Below are 22332 nucleotides of genomic sequence, written 5' to 3'. Positions count from 1 at the left end.
CTAGTCTAAAATGCCATAATCTAAAGGCACATTATTGAGAGAATATGGAACAAACAGCAAACATAAATGGCATAACTCTACATAAGGACGTACCACTTGAGTTTGTTTGATAGCGTTATCAAACTCAGCCAGCTTTTGTTGTAATGCACGCATATGCTCTAATGACAAACGCTGCAACGCTGACTGATATAAAGATTGCCGACTTTTCCATATTCGGTGCTGATTCCAGTTAATCGTTTTACCCAGTTGTTTGTCAAATAATATCGCCTGCAACGTTTGCCACTCTCGGGTCAAAGCCCAGACAATAATATTAGGTTCGACTCCCTCACTTTCTAAGCGATAGAGCATTTTTACTGCTCTTTGAGCATCTCCGCTGAGTAAAACATCGATTAAATGAAACACCGTAAATCTGGACTGATCTACAACCGCTTGTTCAACTTGTTCAAAGCTTGGGTTGCCTTGTGGATAAATCAGCATTAACTTTTGAATTTCTTGTTTAGCCGCGAGTAAATTACCTTCACAGTAGTCAACTAACAACTGCGATATTTGCTGCGATGGCTGCATGCCTGCCATATTCATCTGGGTATTCAACCACTGATATAACGCATTGCCTTCAAGAGGATAACAAGGCACATAAACTGCGTGTTTATCCACTGCCTTAAACCACTTTGTGTTTTGTACATCCTTACCTACTTTACCGCCATGTATTACAATCAGCACATCAGGATTCACCTGCTGCGCTAAGCTAGTTAATACCTTGCTACCTTCTGCTCCAGGTTTTCCGGTGGGTAATTCAAGCTCAATGATTTGTCTGGTAGAAAACAACGACAAGGTTTGTGTCGCTTCAATCAGTGTATCCCAGCTAAATTGACCATCTACTACTAAAGATTGGCGTTCGTCAAAGCCTTGGGCTAAGGCGGCGTTTCGAATTAACTCAATACACTCAAGTTTTTGTTGCGGCTCATCACCAAAAATTAGATAGAAAGGCTTTATCTCTGAAGAGGCATTAAGTTTAAATCGGTTTGGATAAACCTGCATTAGCCACCTGTAGTCTGTTGCCAATTGCTATATGAGCTGGCAATTTGACGGATAATGCGATTGGCTGCTTCTTGACGCATTTCGTTTTGGATCAAGTCCAACTCACGAGACTTAGCTAACACTGCATCTGGGTCGTCTTGATATTCCCTAGTGACATCGATTTCTATTTCTATCGCATCTTGTGCTGGAAATTGGATTTGATATTTAATGGTATACACCAACTCATATTCTGCTACTTGTCCGGATGAAAAAAGAGACAACAAGCGCCTCTCAAGTTGGTCGGAGCTTAAATACACAATTACATCCACTTGCTCATCGAGTTGACTAGCACTGGCGGTATTATCCCACACATCAATGTTTATACCTTGCAGCTGCTTACCTAATATCCTATGCAGTGGTGTGTTTTTCTGTGCCGCTAGTAATTGCAGTTGTTGAATACCAGTGGGCAGCCCGTAGTCACCACGTAACTTAAAGCCGCATCCTACTATTGTTAAAACAATAGTCAGGATACAAACATTTAAGCATATGCGTTTTAGCACCTTAATTCGCCACTATGTTGAGTAATCTACCCGGAATATAAATGATTTTTCGGATGGTCTTGCCATCTGTATGTTGCTGCACATTTTGTTCGCCTAAGCCTATAGCCTCGACTTGTTCTTTAGTGGCATCTGCAGCGACGGTAATTTTAGCTCTAACTTTCCCGTTGACTTGCAACACTATTAGTTTTTCGTCTTCAACCATTGCGTCAGCGTCAGCAATAGGCCATGGTGCAGTTTCTACTTCATTTTCATGGCCTAAGTCTCGGTACATTACATGACAAATATGAGGTGCAATAGGAGCCAGTAACAAGACTATCGCATCGATACCTTCGCGCATTACTGCTAAGTCTTGGGCAGATATTTTGGGCGCTTTTTGTAAGTGATTGAGCAACTCCATTGTGGCCGCTACAGCGGTGTTAAACGTCTGGCGTCGACCTATATCATCACTGACTTTTTCAATGGTTTTATGCACCAAACGTCTTAGGTTTTTCTGCGGACCAGACAAGTTAGCTTTATTAAGAGTCACTATCTCGCCAGCTTCGACGTGTTCTTGCACTAAGTTCCAAAGACGTTTTACAAACCTGTGTGCACCTTCAACTCCTGAGTCAATCCACTCCAACGTTTGTTCAGGTGGCGCGGCGAACATAGTGAAAACTCGGATGGTATCAGCGCCATATAAATCGATCACTTGCTGTGGATCGATGCCATTGTTTTTCGACTTAGACATTTTGATCATACCGTGATGGATCACTTCCATGCCATCAGACTCAAGTACAGACTTGATGATCCTGCCTTTGTCGTCTTTTTCACTGTTAACGTCAGCAGGGGAAAACCATTCTTTTTGCCTGCTGCATCTTCACGGTAAAAAGAATCTGCTAATACCATACCCTGACATAACAAACGTTTGTAGGGCTCATCAGATTGCACCAAACCTTCATCACGTAAAAGTTTATGAAAAAAGCGTGAGTATAATAGATGTAAAATGGCGTGTTCAATTCCGCCCACATATTGGTCGACTGGTAACCAATAATTAGCCTGTGCAGGATCTAACATGGCTTGGTCGTTTTGTGCGCTGCAATAGCGAGCGTAATACCATGATGATTCCATAAAGGTGTCAAAGGTATCTGTTTCTCTTAAAGCAGGTTGACCGTTAAATTCTGTTTTAGCCCATTCAGGATCGGCTTTAATGGGAGAAATAACCCCATTCATTTGCACATCTTCGGGTAATTCGACGGGTAACTGGTTACTTGGAACAGGTACAGATTCGCCGTTTTCTAAATTCAGCATGGGAATAGGTGTGCCCCAATAACGCTGACGAGACACGCCCCAATCTCTTAAACGATAATTGATTTTCTTTTTGCCTTTACCCTGCTCGCTAAGTGCTTGAGCTATTTTCTCAAAAGCTTCTGCTGAGGTAAGCCCATCAAATTCCCCAGAATTTACCAACAAGCCTTTTTCGGTAAACGCTCCTTGGGTTAGATCACACTCAATGTTATTTTGTGCATCGCCTTGAACAACTTGTTTTATTTCAAGCTCGTATTTAGTGGCAAACTCCCAGTCTCGTTGATCGTGCCCTGGAACTGCCATCACCGCACCTGAGCCGTAACCCATTAATACAAAGTTGGCTACCCAAACTGGCACTTTGTCACCGGTTAAGGGGTGAATGGCGAAATAACCTGTAGCGCAACCTTTCTTCTCCATGGTGGCCATGTCGGCTTCAGCCACTTTAGTGGTTTTGCATTCTTCAATAAAGGCAGCTAAAACAATGTTATTTTTAGCTGCTTCTAATGAAATGGGATGCTGCGCCGCAACGGCAACGTAGGTCACCCCCAATAAAGTGTCAGGACGAGTGGTGTACACATCAAAATTATTGAGCTGAGCAACTGTTTGTTCAAGGGCAAAGGTTATTTCTACACCTTCTGAACGGCCTATCCAGTTTTTTTGCATGGCACGGACTTGCTCAGGCCATTCTTCTAATTGTTCTAAATCGTTAACTAGTTCTTCTGCGTAGTCGGTGATTTTAAGAAACCACTGAGGTATTTCTTTTTGTTCGACTAACGCCCCAGAACGCCAACCACGACCATCAATTACTTGCTCGTTAGCCAGAACCGTATGGTCCACAGGATCCCAGTTAACAGTGGCATTCTTTTTATACACTAAGCCTTTCTCGAACAGACGAGTAAAAAACCATTGCTCCCAGCGGTAATAATCTTTTTTACATGTGGCTATTTCACGGTCCCAGTCGTAACCGAACCCCAATGTTTTTAATTGGGTTTTCATATACTCAATATTAGAATAAGTCCAATTGGCTGGTGCCGTATTATTGTTAAGGGCTGCGTTTTCTGCAGGTAAACCAAATGCATCCCAGCCCATTGGCTGCAGTACATTTTTTCCTAACATTCTTTGATAACGGCTAATCACATCACCAATGGTATAATTGCGAACATGACCCATATGCAAACGGCCACTGGGATAAGGGAACATAGAAAGACAATAGAATTTTTCTTTATCAGCGTCTTCAGTTGCTTTAAAGGTTTGCTGGGTTTCCCAATAGGCTTGAACCTCTTTTTCGATTTCTTGAGGTTGGTACTGTTTTTCGGCCATTAAAAAAGATTTCCGTGAAGAAAGGGATAAGGTCAAAAGACCTTAAACAATGCTATAAAAGTTAGCTACTTAGAATACCTTAGCGCATCCCTTGCTAACAACAGTAAATACGTGATTAATCGAGCTTATTCTGAAGTTTTTAGGTGGATTGAGTGTTTTGGATCCCAAAATATAATTTAAACGATCAGATTAATCCCTAGGATATCTACAATTTGTGTTTTTTTGTATTAAAAATAGTCACTTTTCCATATTCTTTTCGTATCCGTTTGACAGCCTGCTGATTACAGGTTTCACTATTTGGTATATTCCAAAATTGTGGTAATTAAGCCTTTTAATATGCAAAGCAAATATGCCTTACATCTGCAGCAATTGACTGCAAAACCCAGTAGACGCTTAATCAACCAAGCACTACTGGATGATAACGCTTTAAATTCCACTTTTATTGGACAGGATAGAGCGCGTGCAGCTTTGTCTTTTGGTCTGGAAATAGAAGCGCGAGGATACAATCTTTATGTGATGGGTGAACAAGCCACTGGGCGCTTTACATTAGTGCATGAATTTATTGATAAATTCGTACAAAAAACAGTCACGCCTGATGATTGGTGTTATATCAATAATTTTGAAGACGAGCGTGAACCATTTTCCTTAAGATTGATGGCAGGGGAAAGTAAAAAGCTCATCAAAGATATGGAAAATTTAATTGATGAATTATTAGATACCTTTCCAGCAGCATTTGATAATCCCGGTTATCAGCGAAAAAAAGTGGCAATTACCCGAGAGTTTGATCAAGGATATGACAAAGCAATTGATGCTGTTGAAAAACTAGCCCAACAGCAAAATGTGGCCATGTATGAAGATGCTGGCACAATTACCTTTTCGCCTATTGTCGACGGTAACCCGGTTACTGATGCTGAGTTTGCTAAAGCCTCAGATGAACAGAGGCAACACTATTATCAATTGATTGATGAACTTGAAAACAAATTAAGTGAAGCGTTAATTGAATTACCTAAGTGGAAGCGCGCGACTGCGGAAAAACTAAGAAAGCTTAAAAAAGAAACCGCAGAACAGGGTATAAAGCCATTATTAAAAGATTTAGAGCATAAATATTCATCTGACCTGGCTATCTTAAAGTTTTTACGGCAGCTTAAACCACACTTGGTAGAGACAGTGGTTGAAATATTAGCTGACGATAAAAAAGATGACAAGCATGACGAGTTCGAAAAACGCTCTATTTTAGAAGAACAATATTTACCCAATATTATTGTCTCCCATGATTTAAACAGCGGCTCTCCAGTAATATATGAACCTAACCCAACTCATCAAAATCTGTTCGGCCAGGTTGAATACACCAATATTCAAGGTTCGGTTTTTACTAACTACCGGATGATCCGACCCGGTGCCATGCATCGAGCAAATGGTGGATATCTGTTGCTCGATGTAGACAAACTCATTGAGCAACCTTATGCATGGGAAACCCTTAAATTAGCGCTTAAATTTGGGTCGCTTAAAATGGACTTGCCACAACATGATGTAGGAATGGTCAATTCGATTACGCTCAATCCTCAACAAATACCTATAGACGTCAAAGTGGTTTTGTTGGGCTCCCGTGACCTTTATTATACCTTGCAGGATTATGATGATGAATTTTATGAGTTATTTAGAGTATTAGTGGATTTTGACCATGAAATCCCTTTAGATAAAAAAACTTTATTTGATTTTGTTGGCCGCGTGAGAGTACAAGTGAAAGAGTTGGGTTTGCAGAGTATTTCTGCTAAAGCTATGTATCGATTAGTGGAGTACAGCTTGCGTCTTGCAGAACATCAACAGCGTTTGTCTGCTCGTTTTTCAGACGTGATCGAGCTACTCCATGAAGCCGAATATTTTTGCAGGCATCAACAGACCCAAGAACTCGATGTGACTCATATTGAAGCTGCTTTGGCGGCAAAAACTCATCGCACTGGGCGTGTTAGTGAAGCCGTATTAGATGATATTAAACAAGGCCAAATTCTGATTGCAACGCAAGGCATTGACGTGGGGAAAGTGAATGGTCTAACTGTACTGGAAATCGGCGATAGTATGTTTGGAACACCTGCGCGCATTACCTCAACAGTTTACGTTGGCGCTAATGGTGTAGTGGATATTGAGCGCGAAGTCGAACTCGGTCAACCCAGTCACTCTAAGGGGGTGATGTTGTTAACAGGGTATTTGGGACATAAATATGCTCAATTATTTCCATTAACGTTATCAGCAAATATTGCGATTGAGCAGTCTTACGGACACATAGACGGTGATAGTGCTTCATTAGCAGAGTTGGTTGCGTTGATTTCAGCGTTAACTAAAATGCCTGTCCGTCAAGATTTAGCGATCACAGGCTCAATCAATCAATATGGTCAAGTGCAGTCAGTGGGCGGTGTAAATGAGAAAATTGAAGGCTTCTTTAAACTTTGCCAACATCGCGGCTTAACGGGTAAGCAAGGAGTCATTATTCCTAAGTCTAATCAAGTCAATCTTATGCTTGATAAGGAAGTATTGGCGGCTGTAAAAGCACAGAAATTCCATATTTGTGTGGTTGAAACTGTTGATGATGCGCTGGAGTTGTTGATGAATAAAGTTGCGGGTGTGCATAATACCAAGGGACGATATCCCAAAGGTTCAGTTAACTATATGGCGGTTTCAAGTTTACTTAATATTGCCAATATAGTATCGGGCGCAGATGATGATTAGTTGAAATAGCAAGATCAAAGGTCAACAGAGAAAGTTTATTCTGATAGGATCTCGATTCTATTAATTCAAATTTATAAGTTATTATTATGCAAATATCGAAGGGCACCGTTGTCCTGTTTCACTATCGGATCAAAGATTTAGACGGTAAAGAATTAGAGTCAAATTTTGCTGAGCAGGCCGTTGCTTACTTACATGGCTATAATAATATGATGCCGGGTGTCGAAAAGTCCCTAGAGTCTATGTCAAAAGGAGACTTGCTTGAAGCTGAATTAGAAGCAGACGAAACCTATGGTGAAATTCAAGCCGATAGCGAACAACGTATACCGGTTAAACATTTGCTTAGCGCAGAAAAAAACCAAAATGGAAAGCAGGAATGACAGCTGTAGTCAACTCAGAGCAAGGCCAGCGAGAGGTCACGATTATCAAAGTGGGTAAATTTATGGTTACTATAGATACCAACCATCCATTGGCGGGCAAAACCTTACAATTTGAATTGCAAGTTGAAGATGTGCGTGCAGCAACCGATGAAGAAATAGAGCATGGTCATGCTCATGGCGCTGGAGGACATCATCATTAATTAACTAGAGAAAACTGGGCTATACTTCAAAAATAAAGAACCAAGTTTACTATCTAATGATTGTCTAAATCTTTAAAGAAAAGTCGATGTCTGTCGAGCTAGACATTAATTTGCTAGATTCAAAACCGCAAACAGATAAATCAGAAACACCGAAGCTTATGGTCAATGGAATGTTGACAAGTTGCTAAGGTATACAATTTTTAAATCGATTTGCGGTATTCTTTAGTTATATTCAACTTAGCTACAATTAGCATTTAACTGCTTATATAACTTAAACTGATAAACATTTTTAGAAATTTGTTATTTTTATCTTCAAAAAGTCAAAAGTAGAGCGGATATCCATTCCTAGATCTACTCTAACGCTTGGGTAATTCTATTTTTTTGTCAGCGCTTTGTTTAAATAAAACTAAAACGTGTCCAATCGATTGTAATTTTATTGCACCTGTTTCTCTAATAATGGCATCCATTATTAGAGCTTTTTCTTCCTTATCATCCGTTGGGATTTTAATTTTGATTAATTCGTGGTGGTTGATAGCTCCTTCTATTTCCGCCAAAACGCCCTCCGTAAGGCCGTTATTGCCTAACTGGACAACTGGTTTTAAAGAATGGGCAAGGCCCTTGAGATGCTGTATTTGTTTGTTTGATAAAGTCATTTATTAGTTTTTCTTACAAATTTATTAAAGATGGATGGTTGAAAAGGGCTATTCTAGCGCCATCTCCCATTTAATCCAAATTTGAATACAGTGTTTTTGACAGGTCGATGAGTAAAAATAAACAATCTGTTAGTAGCCAGCGTTGGTTGAAAGAACATTTTGATGACAAATTTGTGCAAAAAGCACAAAAACAAGGTCTGAGATCTAGAGCTGGATTTAAGATAGAAGAAATTCAACAAAAAGATGGTTTAATTAAACCCTCCATGACAGTGGTTGATTTAGGTGCCGCTCCGGGAGGCTGGTCACAATACGTGACTAAAGTGGTGGGTGAAGATGGCTTGGTTATAGCTTGTGACATTTTACCTATGGACCCTTTGGCTGGTGTGTCATTTCTCCAAGGTGACTTTCGTGAAGAAAATGTTTTAAATGAATTACTGAACAAAATAGGTGGCAAAAACGTAGATATTGTAATGTCTGATATGGCACCAAACATGAGTGGCAACGATGCAATAGATCAAGCTAAATCAATGTACCTAGGAGAATTAGCTTTAGCTATGTGTCACCAAGTTTTGAAGAAAGATGGAAGTTTTGTAATCAAAGTATTTATGGGGGAGGGGTTTGAGCCATTTATGAAAGAATTACAAAAAGCTTTTAAAAAGGTAAAAACTCGTAAGCCTGAATCATCCCGAGCTCGCTCCAGAGAGGTTTATCTTGTGGCGACAGGGTACAAATTATAGTAGTCTCAACGTCACTTGGTAACAAGGCGCGAGACGCAATTCAAAGAGTCATACAGACTCTAGCAACAACAGAGGTTTAACAACTTGAGCGACATGGACAAAAAATTTAATCTTATGGCTGGTTATCGCTGTCGTATTGATGTCGGTTTTCCAAAATTTTTCAGGCACTGAATCTAAATCAACCAATACGGATTACACGTTATTCTTGCGCGATGTAAGCAACGGTGTAGTTAGCAGTGCCACTATCGACAGAAACACAGGGCAGATTAATGGTGTGAAACGTAATGGTGAATCTTTTACTACCATTATTCCTTATACTGACCTTGCGTTGATGGATGAGTTGATTGAAAACAATGTAGCAGTTTTTGGTAAAGAGCCCGAGGAGTCGTCTCTTTTAACCTCGATATTCATATCGTGGTTTCCAATGTTATTGCTGATCGGTGTGTGGATATTCTTTATGCGCCAGATGCAAGGCGGTGGAGGCGGTAAAGGTGCGATGTCTTTTGGTAAAAGCAAAGCACGCCTATTAGGCGAAGATCAAATTAAGACAACTTTTGCTGATGTGGCAGGGTGTGATGAAGCTAAAGAAGACGTGTCTGAATTAGTCGATTTCCTTAGTGATCCAACTAAATTCCAAAAGTTAGGCGGTAGGATCCCAACAGGTATTCTAATGGTTGGTCCTCCTGGAACGGGTAAAACGTTGCTGGCAAAAGCAATAGCCGGTGAAGCAAAAGTTCCATTCTTTACTATCTCAGGTTCTGACTTCGTAGAAATGTTTGTCGGTGTAGGTGCATCTCGTGTGCGTGACATGTTTGAACAAGCTAAAAAATCAGCTCCTTGCATTATTTTTATCGATGAAATTGATGCAGTAGGGCGAAAACGTGGTGCCGGTGTAGGTGGCGGTCACGATGAAAGAGAACAAACACTTAACCAAATGTTAGTTGAGATGGATGGTTTTGAGGGTAATGAAGGTATTATAGTTATTGCCGCAACTAACCGTCCAGACGTACTTGACCCAGCCTTACTAAGACCAGGTCGTTTTGACCGTCAAGTGACTGTTGGTTTACCAGATATTCGTGGACGTGAACAAATACTTAAGGTACATATGCGTAAGGTGCCATTAGGCGACAACGTCGAAGCTAGCTTAATTGCTCGTGGTACACCTGGGTTTTCTGGTGCTGATTTGGCCAACTTGGTCAACGAGGCCGCTTTGTTTGCAGCTCGAACAGGCAAGAAAGTAGTAGCTATGGATGAATTTGATAAAGCCAAAGATAAAATCATGATGGGCTCTGAACGTAAGGGCATGGTTATGTCAGAGGCAGAAAAAACCAATACTGCATATCATGAAGCAGGTCACGCTATTGTAGGCCGCATGGTACCAGAGCATGATCCAGTATATAAAGTATCGATTATACCTCGTGGCAGAGCATTAGGTGTGACGATGTATCTTCCAGAGCAGGACAGATACAGTCATAGCAAGCAACACCTTGAAAGCATGATATCTAGCTTGTTCGGTGGGCGAATTGCAGAAACCATTACCTTAGGTGAAGATGGGGTCACCACTGGCGCATCAAATGATATTGAACGTGCTACTGATATTGCTCGTAAAATGGTAACTCAGTGGGGGTTATCTTCGAAAATGGGTCCTATGCTTTATGCTGAAGAAGAAGGTGAAGTTTTTCTTGGCAATACCATGTCCAAGTCTAAGAACATGTCTGATGACACCGCTCGAGCAATTGATGCTGAGATTAAATCGATAATCGATCGTAACTACGAGCGTGCTGAAAAAATTCTCAACGAAAACCGAGATGTTTTGGAAACAATGAAAGATTGTTTGATGAAATACGAAACTATTGACGCAAAACAAATTGATGATTTAATGGCAAGAATAGAACCACGCCCCCCAGCAGATTGGGTACGTGATAACAAAGATGATAATGATAAACCTTCTGGCGGAGCCCCTGTGGCTGATGCGGATAAGAAAGATAACAAGCCAGTTCAACCTAATATAGGTAATCCTGGCGACGCAACTAACTAAGATTGTTGGATGTGCTCAAAACGCTTTGTTGATTCTTCAGCAGAGCGTTTTTTTTATACAAAATATATTTATATTGAGCGTTTATGCAGTTTAAAGATAAGTTTTTAGATTTATCTTCACCTAGGGTGATGGGGATATTAAACGTCACACCGGATTCATTTTCCGATGGTGGCGCCTTCAATATACTCGACAACGGTTTAGTTCAAGCGGAATTGATGATAAGTGAAGGTGCTGACATTATTGATATCGGTGGGGAGTCTACCAGACCAGGTGCACAAGCTGTTTCAGTGCAACAAGAGCTTGACCGTGTTATCCCCGTGATTGAGTCAATGTATCAACGTTTTGATACCATTATCTCCATAGATACTAGTAAAGCCAAAGTGATGACCGAAGCAGTTAATGCCGGTGCTAGCTTAATTAACGATGTTCGTGCACTTCAAGAAAACGGTTCTTTAGTTGCTGCTGTTGAAGCTAATGTGCCTGTATGCCTAATGCATATGCAAGGGCAACCAAGAGCGATGCAACAAAGCCCTCAATATGATGATGTTGTCAAGGACGTGATGACATTTTTACAAGAGCGAATTTCTGTATGCTGTGATGCTGGCATAAATGCAGATCAAATTATTGTTGATCCAGGTTTTGGTTTTGGTAAGTCACTTGAACACAATTATAAAATATTAGCCAATCTTGAAGCGTTTCATCAATTAAATGCACCTATTCTGGCAGGAATGTCGCGTAAATCGATGATTGGGAACTTGTTAAATCGACAAATAGAGCAACGTTTAGCCGGAAATATTGCAGTTGCCACAGTGGCTGCTCAAAAGGGTGCGCAAATAATTAGAGTTCATGATGTTAAAGAGACAGTAGATGCTGTTAAAATAATAAATATGATTAACGCTTGCAGGAATAATAATGAGCGATAGAAAATATTTTGGTACCGATGGTATCCGTGGAAAAGTCGGTGAAAACATCATCAATCCAGAATTTGTAATGAAATTGGGTTGGGCTGCAGGTAAAGTTTTAGCTGGCCATGGCACTAATAAAGTGCTGATTGGTAAAGATACTCGCATTTCAGGTTATATGTTGGAGTCTGCATTAGAAGCAGGATTGTCAGCAGCAGGTATTAATATCGGATTGCTTGGACCTATGCCCACTCCGGCTATTGCTTATTTAACAAAAACATTTCGGTCTGAGGCTGGCATAGTTATCAGTGCCTCGCATAATCCGTATTACGACAATGGTATCAAGTTTTTTTCTGCTGATGGTATGAAGTTAGATGACGCAATTGAGATGGCCATAGAAGAACAAATGGACAAACCCATGAAGTGTGTTGCTTCAGATAAATTGGGTAAAGCTGTGCGCATTAGTGATGCTGCGGGTCGTTATATTGAATTTTGTAAAGGCAATTTCCCTTCTACATTGTCACTCAAAGGTCTAAAAATAGTAGTTGATTGTGCCAATGGTGCTACTTATCACATTGCACCCAATGTTCTCAGTGAATTAGGCGCAGAAGTTATAGAAATTGGGACTGAACCCGACGGTTTGAACATCAACCGCAAAGTAGGCGCAACGTCTATGAAAGCGGTAACTGAAAGTGTTATCAAAAATAAAGCTGATTTAGGTTTTGCTCTGGATGGTGACGGGGACCGCCTGATGTTAGTTGATCACAAAGGTAACGTGATAGATGGTGACCAAATTGTGTATATCATCGCTAGAGACGCACTTAAAAATCGGCGTTTAATAGGCGGGGTAGTTGGCACTGTAATGAGTAACTTAGGCTTGGAAGTGGCACTCGGCACTCTAGGTGTGCCATTTTTGCGAAGTAAAGTGGGTGACCGATACGTAATGGAATTACTTAAGAAAAAAGGGTGGTCAATTGGAGGTGAGGGTTCTGGTCATGTGTTAAATTTGGCTGCAGCGTCTACTGGAGATGGAATTGTAGCTGGGCTACAAGTTTTGGCAGCTATGTTACACGCGGACATGACCTTGAATGAATTGAGTCGTGGTATGATTAAATATCCTCAGACGCTGATTAATGTGAGGTTTTGTGAGGGCACTAAACCACTAGAAGAAAAAAGTGTCAAACAAGCGGTGATAGAGGCAGAGAAAAACTTGCGCGATAGAGGCCGGGTATTGTTACGTAAAAGTGGAACTGAACCTCTTGTTAGAGTGATGGTAGAAGCGAATGATGCGCAGGATTCCAGTACTTGGGCTGAACATATTGCTGATGCTGTGCGTAAAATAAGCGATTAGTAAGGTTTACAGAGTATTAATAGGTTCAGGCACTTGTATATTGTCACTGGGTTAGTTAACATCTCGCGCGCTTTTTTATTGGTGTTACATGTGGGATGACGGAGCATAACGTGGAATCAAATAGTCGAAGACAGTTAGTCGCTGGTAATTGGAAGATGAATGGCGATAAAGCTCTGGTTGATAAAGTGCAGAAGCAATTTGCTGCGGCCACTCTTAATAATATGGATGTGGTGATCTGTCCCCCCTTTCCATACTTGGGGCTTTTTGATGGTAAAGTGAAATTAGGTTCTCAAAATATTAGCCAATTTGAATCTGGCGCGCACACAGGTGAAGTGTCTGTTGCCATGCTTAAAGAGTTCAATTGCCAATATGTTATTGTTGGGCATTCGGAACGTCGTGCGGACAATAACGAATCTAGCAGCTTAGTTGCGTTAAAAGTTGAACAGGTATTAAATGCCTATTTAACCCCTATTTTATGTGTTGGCGAACCTGAAGATGTGCGAGACGATGGCACATTGTTCGATTACATCGCTGCGCAGTTAGACACAGTGCTGCTTAAAGTTGGCATAAGCCAATTCGCTGATATCGTTTTAGCTTATGAACCTATATGGGCAATCGGTACTGGTAAAACTGCAAGTCCGGCGCAAGCGCAAGAAGTGCATGCATTTATTCGCGGGCATCTAGCAAAACAAGATAACAACATTGCGGCCAATATAGTTATTTTATATGGCGGCAGTGTTAAAGGTAACAATGCCCAAGAGCTATTTTCTCAGGCAGATGTAGATGGCGGTTTGATTGGCGGTGCCAGTCTAAATCCAGAAGATTTTTTAAGTATTTGCCAAGCGGCAAATCAGTAGAGGCAGCACATGGTTTTTTACGAAGTATTAGTTATTGTTTATTTGATTGTAGCGGTTATGTTGATAGGTTTCGTACTGATTCAACAAGGTAAGGGCGCCGGTATGGGCGCATCTTTTGGAAGTGGCGGTTCGAACACTGTGTTCGGTTCAACAGGATCGGGTAACTTTTTAACTAGAACAACAGCCGTTCTTGCAACATTGTTTTTTGTTATTAGTCTAATATTGGGTAATCAGACAGCAGATAAAGAAAAAGCAGTCGACGAATGGCAAAACCTAGAAGTTCCCATGGCTGAACAAGCTGTTGATTCTGATATTCCAGTTTCTGAACCCTCTATGTCAGCTGCTCCAGGTTCTGATGTACCAGTAACAGAAGCACCTAAAGAAGACGTACCAAACTAGTTTTAAAAATGCGGATGTGGTGGAATTGGTAGACACGCAGCCTTGAGGGGGCTGTGACTTAGGTCGTGAGAGTTCGAGTCTCTCCATCCGCACCAATTATGAAAAAAGGTCTTGGGTTATACCAAGACCTTTTTTTTTGTGCTTTTTTAAACCTGCGATTTAATTATTTATAGCTAGTCGCTACCAGCTATAAGATAAAGAGCACGTTTCGCGCCATCGTCCGATAGTTTTTATAAAGACAAAAAGCATGTGTTGGCGCTTACTGCTTTCCCGCGCGGTGTTCGCATGGCTTTTTTCACACAGCATTCATGCTGTACGACTTACTTTTTGCCTTTAGCAGCAAAAAGTAAGCAAAAATGCTGTTCGCCAAACTATGTTCTTAATCCAATTATTTCTGATATTTAGCAGGTCGTCACAATGTGCTTCCGGCACTCTGCGACTCAATTTGCATCCCTGCAAATTGACCTACTAAATATCAGAAATAATTGGCAAACATAAATACGAGGGTAGAGCAAAAGCATCGAACTCGCCGTTTTTAACAATCATAATAATTATGGCTGTTCGTAATTTGCTGCTTTTTTTGAATTCTGAATTATCTGAAATCAGTTGATTAATAGACGATAAATCGCCTATCTTGGTCCCTCAAGGATATAAAAGAGATGTCAATATGGAAAATATGAGGCATCATCTATTTTTATTATTATGAAAAATGACGTTTGGTTTTTACTTATACTCTGACCACATTTGTACCAGAGGACAAAGCTGAGACCGTAATTCTGGCTCTAGAGGCACTTTCGTAGTAAAGCTAACCTAGCTCCAAGATTTACCGCAAGGTATGGCCGCGCATAGACATGTGCCTAGACACATTTGGATACAGTCATGGTTGACGATGAAAAAGCTCAGAATTTATTCACCGGAACAAAAGATGTTGTCGATACGCTTAAATTTGATGAAGCAAAGCTCATCACATGGATGGAAGCCAATGTTGAGGGCTATGAGGGCCCATTAACGGTTCGTCAATTCAAAGGCGGGCAGTCGAACCCAACTTATCAACTGATTACGCCGAACAAGCAATATGTGATGCGGCGCAAGCCACCGGGAAAATTGTTGCCATCTGCGCACGCGGTGGATCGTGAGTTTCGGGTGATATCAGCGCTGTATCCTTTAGGTTTCCCTGTTGCGAAGCCATATGGCTTGTGCGAAGACACTGACGTCATCGGAACGATATTCTATGTCATGAACATGGTAGAAGGCCGCATCTTTTGGGATGGCACACTGCCGGGAATGGAACCGTCTGAGCGCCATGCGATTTACCAAGCCAAGGTCAAAACGTTTGCCGATCTGCACAATGTTGATTGGCGTGCTGCCGGGCTGGAAGGGTTTGGCAAGGAGAGCGATTACATTGCGCGCCAGATATATCGGTGGACGAAACAATATATTGCTTCGGAAACTAAGAAAATTCCGGATATGGACGCCTTGATCAAGTGGCTGCCAGAAAACATTCCAGTGGGTGACAAGACTGCCATTGTGCATGGCGATTATCGCATCGATAATATGGTTCTGCATTCGACTGAACCGCGTGTGATTGCGGTTCTGGATTGGGAGCTTTGTACACTGGGCGATCCGCTCGCTGATTTCACCTATCATCTGATGAATTGGATGATGCCGAGCTCGGAACCATCACGCGGTGCGTTGGTCGATATCAAAGACATGCAGTCTTATGGTATTCCGACGATGAAAGAGTATGTCGAACTGTATTGCAAGCACACCGGCCGGGATAGTTTGCCAAATGTGAACTACTACTTTGCTTACAACGCCTTTCGCCTTGGCGCGATTTGTCAGGGTATTGTTGGACGGGTTCGTGATGGAACGGCCAATAGTGCGAATGCCGACGTTATGGAAGCACGTGTTGCGCCCTTGGCTGCGTTTGCTGCGGACTGTGCGTGTAAAGTGGGTATGAAAGCTTAGCCGCAGACCGCTGCTTCGTGGTTACCGTGGAAGATGTAAGTTAAATATATATGGGGTCAATATATAGAGCCAGATACACTTTAAATCAGAAACTCACAGGACATATATGGACGTTCATGTGATGTTAACGTACTACTTCCCCTTTATGCTGATTTTCAGCACAAATACCGTTTTGATCTTATTTTACCGCTAGTCTGTTATGTTGAAGGCAGTCTAAAAATGGCTTAGTTCTGACATATATTCAGGCTCTTAATTGAAATGGTTTTATCATTTCAGGCCTCTGATGAAGTCCGTACCGCCTACCGAGTACCGCGTCCCTTATCACCTTTAAAATACAGTCAATCGGATTGTTAATCCTTGTCCTGGTCTGGCTTTGATGAGGTAGGGTAAACCGTTTTCTTCATCATGTTGTGACTAAGCGGGTTGGGTAAAGTAAGTGTTATCCCGTGTCTAGCCTTCCACTACAGTCATACAGACTTGGTGCCTTTTTCCTGTTCGGAATTGAGCTAGACAGGGATAACGTAAACTGTTTCATATTAAGCACTGACCTCTAAAGAAGTTGGCATAGCGCGATAACGCTCCTGACACGTGAGCAATATCCAGATTAAACGTGCTAAGCGATGTGCGACGGCGACCGCCACCGCCACTTTATTAAACGGTTTGGTGATACGTAGCTTAGTTGCCCATAGAGATAATGGGTCGGTACTTTTTGCAGCACGACTGACCAAAGCTCTGGCACCGTGTATCAATTGTTTACGCAAGTAATGGTCACCGCGTTTGGTAATGCCGCCCATTTTACTCATGTCGCCGGAGGCATGTTGTTCGGGTGTCAGCCCTAACCACACTGCAAATTCTTTGGGATTGTTAAAGGCTTGGCCTTTGTCTATGGCCGCTAACAATGCAGAGGCATTGATAACAACGATACCGGGTATGCTGAGTAATATCTTGCCGCTTTAGCATTCATCGACAAATTCATCTAACTGGTTTTTGATGCTGTTTAGGCGCTCTATAGTGGGGTTATATTCACTCAATATCTCCTTCACCATGTTAGCAATGGCTGACTATATTGAGCGTTATCTATGACGCTGTTTAACCCATTTAACAGCGCTTTGTGACCACAAGGAAACACCTCACCAATCTCACTCAATAACCCGCGGGATTGATTGCTCAACGCGACCTTGTTTTTACTGAGTCGTTCACGAATGCGGTGCAAACAGGAAATCTCCTGCTGGTGTTCAGTTTTAATCGGCACAAAGCGAATATACGGACGTTGGCTGGCCTCAGTTATAGCAAAAGAATCGTTATGATCATTCTTGTTGCCCCGCATAAAAGGCGTGACGTGTTGAGCAGGGATAAGCTTCACATCATGACCTAATTTAGCCATTTCACGGCCCCAGTAATGGGAGGAATGACATACTTAAAATACATTTTTGCTAAATCGATACCAATTTTTCTAAGCTTCATGTTGGATGTTTCCTATGTAAATAGTCTCGTTGTAAATTCTATTTTGGCGCATTGACGCCGTATTAGGGAGCGTCCATCTCATCAGTCATCGCAGTGTGTTGATTATTCCTCAATGTTCTCGGCATGTTCTGTGGTTTAACATCTTTAGCTGTTCACTACTAATGTCTAGCCACTACATTTCGCGTGACTGAGTAATCGGCGAAGTAGAGTTAAATTGCAGGCAAAAAAAGCCTGATAAATCATCAGGCTTAAAAAGAGAACACACACATAAACTATAATATCAGAGAGGGAATAACTGTATTAGTTCAATCTATCGGTAATTTATTTTTACTGAATGTAGTTCAGTCTAAGTTAAGATAAATTGCCCAGACATTTCAGTTCTTGATTCTTCCTCCGTGCTCTCTATTTTCTCTGTGGTCCAACATCATTTACTTTTGTTTTTAGCTATCCACTGCATCCATCTGTTTTTTAACATTTATTGTTGATAAACCTTGTCCCACCAGAAAATATAGTAATAATCGGGCGTGGTTTTATTTGTTGAGTTTATATAGTGCAATTATTAGAAGTAGAGTGTTTAGGTAAAACACTCAAGTTGGAAGGTTCAATGGCTGGGTGGCAACGACTGTTTTGGGGTGAGCAATGCGTTTCGCAAATTAGTGCCAGTGCCAACAATGGTGATTTTTCACATCAATTTTCCCTAGAAGGTGAGCAGGGGGATCTTCAAGTGGAGCTGAGTGGTGCTTTGCAATGGCAGCCTTTTGATCTGAAATTCAAGCTTTTAGTTAATGATGAGCTATTGCTTGAAAATACCCTTATTGAAAAAGACATAGAGCAAAGGCAAGTCATCCAAGGTAAAAAACAACCGATGAAATTTAGTTTTATTGGTATGGGGGGGCTGGGTTTAAAACTCTTTAAAAGTGCCAAGGTTATTAAAGTATTGTTTGCTGCAGGCAGTTTGGCCGCTTATAGCTGGTTGTTTTCTATTGAGTTTGCCATTGCCCTGATATGTTGTCTGGTGTTTCATGAATATGGTCATATTAGGGCGATGAAGTACTTTGGTTTAAAAACCAAAGGTATTTACCTTATTCCTTTTGTAGGAGGTTTAGCGCTCAGCGACGACAAAATTAATACACGCTGGCAAGATATTGTTATTTCAATTATGGGGCCATTTTTTGGCTTGATATTGTCTATCGCTTGTTTAGTGGGATATTGGCTTACCGATATAGAAGTACTCGCAGGTTTAGCGGTATTCAATGCGCTGCTCAATTTATTTAATATGTTACCTGTACTGCCTTTAGACGGTGGGCATGTTCTTAAAAGTATCGCTTTTTCAATTAACTCTCGTGTGGGTATTGTCGCCTGCGCATTGGGCGCCATGTTAGGTGTTTATGTAAGTTATCACTTTGGTTTGGCTTTGTTAGGTTTTTTACTTGCTATAGGTAGTGTGGAAATATTCTTTGAATATAAACGTCGACACTTAAGTGAGCTATTGCCCCTTAACCGTTATGCTCAAATTGTTTCTATTTTGTGGTATGTCATCACTTTGGGTGGACTAAGTGCCATTATTTGGCTTGTGGGCCAAACAGATAACGGTGCGTTGTCATTACCGCTTAAAATATTGAGTAGTTAATGTGACGTTATTTCGGACCTGCGGGGTCAGATACTGTCTTGAGGATCAAGCCCCAATCTGATTAATGCTGATAATTAACATCAAACGGCTTTCTTGATTTTAATACACCATAAGCCAGTACCAGTAATTTTCGCATCACCGCGATTAAAGCTACTTTTTTAGGCTTACCTTTGGTTAAAAGTTTATTATAAAAAGCGAGCATTAATGGGTTATATCTGACGGCAACTATGGCTGGCATATACAATGATTTACTTAATCTAGTACTGCCCGTCTTTGACAAGCTGGAACGGTTAAGACTGGTTCCAGATTGATCAATGCTTGGGTTGAGCCCGGCATAACTACTTATCTGTTTTGAGTTTTCAAATAAAGAAATATCACCTATGTACGCTAACAATGCCCACGCTGTTTTATCCCCAATACCATTAATACTAACGAGTAACTTAAGCTGAACTGTTAGCTGCTCATCTTGCTTAATAATCATGGCTATTTCTTTTTTAATGACCATTATTTGTTTATCAATAAAAGCCAGCATGGACCCAATGGAGCGTGCTGCGGCCTTATCTAAACTGACGCCCGAACGATTGTTCTCCTGGCTTTTCATCTTACTTAACTGATCTAGGCGTGTAACAAGAAACTGTACCCGTTCAAAAGCCGCAGACCTTGGTATGAAAAGACTCTTGTCAATCTCTCCTCTATTAAATAAGTACTGACAATAACGAGCAATGCTCATCGCATCGGCTTTATCTGTCTTATTTCTCGCCATTTCCATCTTAGCAAACGCATGGGTTTGGAGTGGATTAGCAACGATAACCTTTTGGTTGGTTTGATATAAATGCTTAGCTAATGCCAAACCATAAATTCCCGTTGCTTCTAGACAGAAATAGGCGGGGTTTTTAAATGACTTTATCCATTGTGATAGTTTTAAAAAACCTGACTGTTTGTTCTCAAATTGACGACTCTGGTACTTGCTATCAATCAACACGGCCACATTAAAACTTAATTTAGAAATATCAATACCCACAAATATCATGAAGAAGCCCTTACGTTGAGATAAACTAATTTTGATTGGATAAGTTAACGTCAACTGCATTCTTGTCGCTATACGTGCTTCAGCTTCAGACTGTGCACAAGATACTGTTCGCATTTTAAGACGCTAATGGTGAGGGGTAGGCACTAATCTGACCCACAGAATGGTAATCGCTAAGGTTAATTGCAGTGTCTCTACCCCACTATCCAATCACTTTGGATAGTGTAAAACATAGCTTATGTTTTACACGGGTTTAAGATACAAGGTTCGTTGAAAAGTAAAAATATATTGGGCAAGTCAAATTATCACGAAAACAAATTACAATGTTAATTATAGTAAATCAACCTGTTCTAAATATTTCCTTCATACTATTTATATTCTGTGTGGTTCGAGTTACTAGCCCTTATTTACTATCCACTGCTCTCATCAGAAACTAATAGCCGAAACTAATAGGACAGACATCGTAGTGTATCGATTATTCCTCAGTGCTCTCGGCGTGCACTGTGGTTCAAAATATTTAGCTATTCACTGCTTTTATCTAGCTCTTACAATTCGAGTCACGGTCACTATTGATTAAGTGCAGTTAAATCGCGGGCAAAAAAAGCCTGAAAAATCGTCAGGCTTAAAAAGAGAACACACACATAAACTGTATACATCAGAGAGGTAATAACTGTATTCGTTCAATCTTTCGATAATTTGTTTTTACTGAATATAGTCCTGTCATAATTAAAACAAATTGCCCTCGGTTGTTGTCAAACTAGTTGTCGCGAGCAGTTATAAAACCTGCTTAATTCGAGACAACGTATCTCGGGATTAATGTGTCTCGGGATTAAGATGCAGTTTTTGGGGTAGTTTCTAATTTCGGGTTTACCGCTCTAACGCTCGGGATGCTTGTTTTTTTCTCTGTTTCATTTATCACTGCAAGTTTTACTGTCGCTTCTTGTCATTACATTTATGAGGCTGTTCAGGCATCATAATTTTAATACCACGATGAGGATGACAAGCATTATACCAGTGCACGAACTCGAGATAGTATGACATCCAAAATAAGTTACCTGCAAAGATTAGCAGACTGGCCCATCTTGTAGGAACTGAATATCGCGCTTATGAGGCAATAAACCTATTTTTTCTTATCAATAAAATTTTGATTTAATCAGAATTTATCTCTCGTGACTAAAATGGTCTGAGTTTATAACTGAATACAACTAGCGCTGCATGGTTACAATCTTCACTGCACTCATTTTGACCATGAATGTTTTGATAATTGTGGTGAAAGCAGGGCCATAATGCTGATGTGAGTTTTAATTTTTAATACGCTTGCACACCAGAGATGGAGAAAAATTAACTTTTAAGATATTGATTTACTAAATTTAAAATAATTTAGAAGCACTGCTTAGCTTAATTGAAACGGTGGACATAAATCATCTATGGAAGCAGGTAAGATAACGCCAGTTTATTTAACTAGATTTTTGATAGTTAAACACCTTGTGCGCCGCGAATAATAGCCATTATCTGGTCAATCGTCACATCAGAGGGACAGAGCCCACGATTCATTAACTCGCAGCGGACTTTTTCAGGATTTCCATCGCTAATTATATCACTGTGACGCTGTAAATAACGTATCAACTTTTCTTGAAGTTTTCGTGTTAAACAAGACATACATACTCCAGAGACTGTAAATTTATTGCTATATATGAGCTAAGTTATTGTCGGCTCTAACGCAAAAAAGACAACTGTATTCGTGTGTTCTTCACTTAAAGCTTTCACTTAAAGCTTTCATTTAATAGATAAGCATAGAACGTTCCAAAAGTTTAAAATATTAGC

At 40.7% G+C, this 22332-nt stretch carries 16 protein-coding genes, 1 tRNA gene and 2 pseudogenes; 11 read left to right on the top strand and 8 right to left on the bottom strand.

The window, feature by feature from the left end:
* The 3 genes and pseudogenes from holA to leuS all read right to left on the bottom strand — a co-directional run bounded on the left by holA (position 1) and on the right by leuS (position 4181).
* The gene (gene holA, locus C427_RS14515; protein WP_007635190.1) at positions 1-1038 is read right to left on the bottom strand and encodes a DNA polymerase III subunit delta; all 1038 of its coding nucleotides are present in this window, start codon (positions 1036-1038) and stop codon (positions 1-3) included.
* Positions 1038-1577, bottom strand: coding sequence for an LPS-assembly lipoprotein LptE (locus tag C427_RS14510; RefSeq protein WP_007635188.1), 540 nt, complete (start codon positions 1575-1577; stop codon positions 1038-1040). The genes holA and C427_RS14510 overlap by 1 nt, the downstream gene beginning before the upstream one ends.
* Before the next feature lies 1 nt (position 1578).
* Positions 1579-4181 (bottom strand): annotated as a pseudogene (gene leuS, locus C427_RS14505) (leucine--tRNA ligase).
* Positions 4182-4517: 336 nt separating this feature from the next.
* Here leuS and C427_RS14500 point away from each other — a divergent pair.
* Positions 4518-6905: a Lon protease family protein gene (locus C427_RS14500; protein WP_007635186.1), complete on the top strand. Its 2388-nt coding sequence runs from the start codon at positions 4518-4520 to the stop codon at positions 6903-6905.
* Positions 6906-6991: 86 nt separating this feature from the next.
* Positions 6992-7482 (top strand): annotated as a pseudogene (locus tag C427_RS14495) (FKBP-type peptidyl-prolyl cis-trans isomerase).
* Between the two features lie 356 nt (positions 7483-7838).
* On the opposite strand, the gene yhbY reads toward C427_RS14495, so the two are convergent.
* Positions 7839-8135: a ribosome assembly RNA-binding protein YhbY gene (gene yhbY, locus C427_RS14490; protein ID WP_034898619.1), complete on the bottom strand. Its 297-nt coding sequence runs from the start codon at positions 8133-8135 to the stop codon at positions 7839-7841.
* A gap of 107 nt (positions 8136-8242) precedes the next feature.
* Between yhbY and rlmE the strand changes: the two genes are divergently transcribed.
* The 8 genes from rlmE to C427_RS14450 all read left to right on the top strand — a co-directional run bounded on the left by rlmE (position 8243) and on the right by C427_RS14450 (position 16387).
* Positions 8243-8872, top strand: coding sequence for a 23S rRNA (uridine(2552)-2'-O)-methyltransferase RlmE (gene rlmE / locus C427_RS14485; protein WP_007635183.1), 630 nt, complete (start codon positions 8243-8245; stop codon positions 8870-8872).
* 139 nt (positions 8873-9011) lie between these two features.
* A complete protein-coding gene (ftsH, locus tag C427_RS14480) occupies positions 9012-10910 on the top strand; it encodes an ATP-dependent zinc metalloprotease FtsH (protein WP_015430997.1) in 1899 nt (632 codons plus the stop codon).
* Between the two features lie 83 nt (positions 10911-10993).
* Positions 10994-11833, top strand: coding sequence for a dihydropteroate synthase (folP, locus tag C427_RS14475; RefSeq protein ID WP_007635181.1), 840 nt, complete (start codon positions 10994-10996; stop codon positions 11831-11833).
* On the top strand, positions 11823-13163 hold the full coding sequence (glmM, locus tag C427_RS14470) for a phosphoglucosamine mutase (protein WP_007635179.1): 1341 nt from the start codon (positions 11823-11825) through the stop codon (positions 13161-13163). The genes folP and glmM overlap by 11 nt, the downstream gene beginning before the upstream one ends.
* Positions 13164-13273: 110 nt before the next feature.
* On the top strand, positions 13274-14020 hold the full coding sequence (gene tpiA / locus C427_RS14465; protein ID WP_007635177.1) for a triose-phosphate isomerase: 747 nt from the start codon (positions 13274-13276) through the stop codon (positions 14018-14020).
* Between the two features lie 9 nt (positions 14021-14029).
* Positions 14030-14419 (top strand): preprotein translocase subunit SecG, encoded by a 390-nt coding sequence (gene secG, locus C427_RS14460; protein WP_007635176.1) that lies wholly within the window; start codon positions 14030-14032, stop codon positions 14417-14419.
* A 10-nt stretch (positions 14420-14429) separates the two neighbouring features.
* Positions 14430-14514: transfer RNA gene (locus C427_RS14455), tRNA-Leu, on the top strand.
* A 784-nt stretch (positions 14515-15298) separates the two neighbouring features.
* Positions 15299-16387 carry a phosphotransferase family protein gene (locus C427_RS14450; RefSeq protein WP_007635172.1) on the top strand — a complete coding sequence of 363 codons (1089 nt, stop codon included), beginning with the start codon at positions 15299-15301 and terminating at the stop codon, positions 16385-16387.
* A gap of 536 nt (positions 16388-16923) precedes the next feature.
* Here the strand turns inward: C427_RS14450 and C427_RS27640 are convergent.
* Together C427_RS27640 and C427_RS27635 are read right to left on the bottom strand one after the other, a co-directional pair.
* Entirely contained in the window at positions 16924-17286 is a 363-nt protein-coding gene (locus C427_RS27640; RefSeq protein WP_015430996.1) for an IS110 family transposase, read from the bottom strand.
* A 140-nt stretch (positions 17287-17426) separates the two neighbouring features.
* Positions 17427-17771 (bottom strand): IS110 family transposase, encoded by a 345-nt coding sequence (locus tag C427_RS27635; RefSeq protein ID WP_015430995.1) that lies wholly within the window; start codon positions 17769-17771, stop codon positions 17427-17429.
* Between the two features lie 630 nt (positions 17772-18401).
* Between C427_RS27635 and C427_RS14440 the strand changes: the two genes are divergently transcribed.
* A complete protein-coding gene (locus C427_RS14440) occupies positions 18402-19481 on the top strand; it encodes a metalloprotease (protein WP_007635170.1) in 1080 nt (359 codons plus the stop codon).
* Positions 19482-19542: 61 nt separating this feature from the next.
* Here C427_RS14440 and C427_RS14435 read toward each other — a convergent pair whose 3' ends face one another.
* Both C427_RS14435 and C427_RS14430 read right to left on the bottom strand, forming a co-directional pair.
* Positions 19543-20511, bottom strand: coding sequence for an IS110 family RNA-guided transposase (locus C427_RS14435; protein WP_007635168.1), 969 nt, complete (start codon positions 20509-20511; stop codon positions 19543-19545).
* Positions 20512-21984: 1473 nt separating this feature from the next.
* Complete coding sequence (locus C427_RS14430) at positions 21985-22167, bottom strand: hypothetical protein (RefSeq protein ID WP_007635166.1); 183 nt, start codon at positions 22165-22167, stop codon at positions 21985-21987.
* Between the last annotated feature and the right edge of the window lie 165 nt (positions 22168-22332).

Source organism: Paraglaciecola psychrophila 170, from assembly GCF_000347635.1.
GTDB classification, from domain to species: domain Bacteria; phylum Pseudomonadota; class Gammaproteobacteria; order Enterobacterales; family Alteromonadaceae; genus Paraglaciecola; species Paraglaciecola psychrophila.
The sequence above is the reverse complement of the archived record's forward strand: the minus strand, read 5'-3'. Positions and strand labels throughout refer to the sequence as shown.

Coding starts and splice junctions, on each gene's coding strand:
- holA (WP_007635190.1), bottom strand. CDS start 1,038: ATGCAGGTTTATCCAAACCGATTTAAACTTAATGCCTCTTCAGAGATA.
- C427_RS14500 (WP_007635186.1), top strand. CDS start 4,518: ATGCAAAGCAAATATGCCTTACATCTGCAGCAATTGACTGCAAAACCC.
- yhbY (WP_034898619.1), bottom strand. CDS start 8,135: ATGACTTTATCAAACAAACAAATACAGCATCTCAAGGGCCTTGCCCAT.
- rlmE (WP_007635183.1), top strand. CDS start 8,243: ATGAGTAAAAATAAACAATCTGTTAGTAGCCAGCGTTGGTTGAAAGAA.
- ftsH (WP_015430997.1), top strand. CDS start 9,012: ATGTCGGTTTTCCAAAATTTTTCAGGCACTGAATCTAAATCAACCAAT.
- folP (WP_007635181.1), top strand. CDS start 10,994: ATGCAGTTTAAAGATAAGTTTTTAGATTTATCTTCACCTAGGGTGATG.
- glmM (WP_007635179.1), top strand. CDS start 11,823: ATGAGCGATAGAAAATATTTTGGTACCGATGGTATCCGTGGAAAAGTC.
- secG (WP_007635176.1), top strand. CDS start 14,030: ATGGTTTTTTACGAAGTATTAGTTATTGTTTATTTGATTGTAGCGGTT.
- C427_RS14450 (WP_007635172.1), top strand. CDS start 15,299: ATGGTTGACGATGAAAAAGCTCAGAATTTATTCACCGGAACAAAAGAT.
- C427_RS27635 (WP_015430995.1), bottom strand. CDS start 17,771: ATGGCTAAATTAGGTCATGATGTGAAGCTTATCCCTGCTCAACACGTC.
- C427_RS14435 (WP_007635168.1), bottom strand. CDS start 20,511: ATGATATTTGTGGGTATTGATATTTCTAAATTAAGTTTTAATGTGGCC.
- C427_RS14430 (WP_007635166.1), bottom strand. CDS start 22,167: ATGTCTTGTTTAACACGAAAACTTCAAGAAAAGTTGATACGTTATTTA.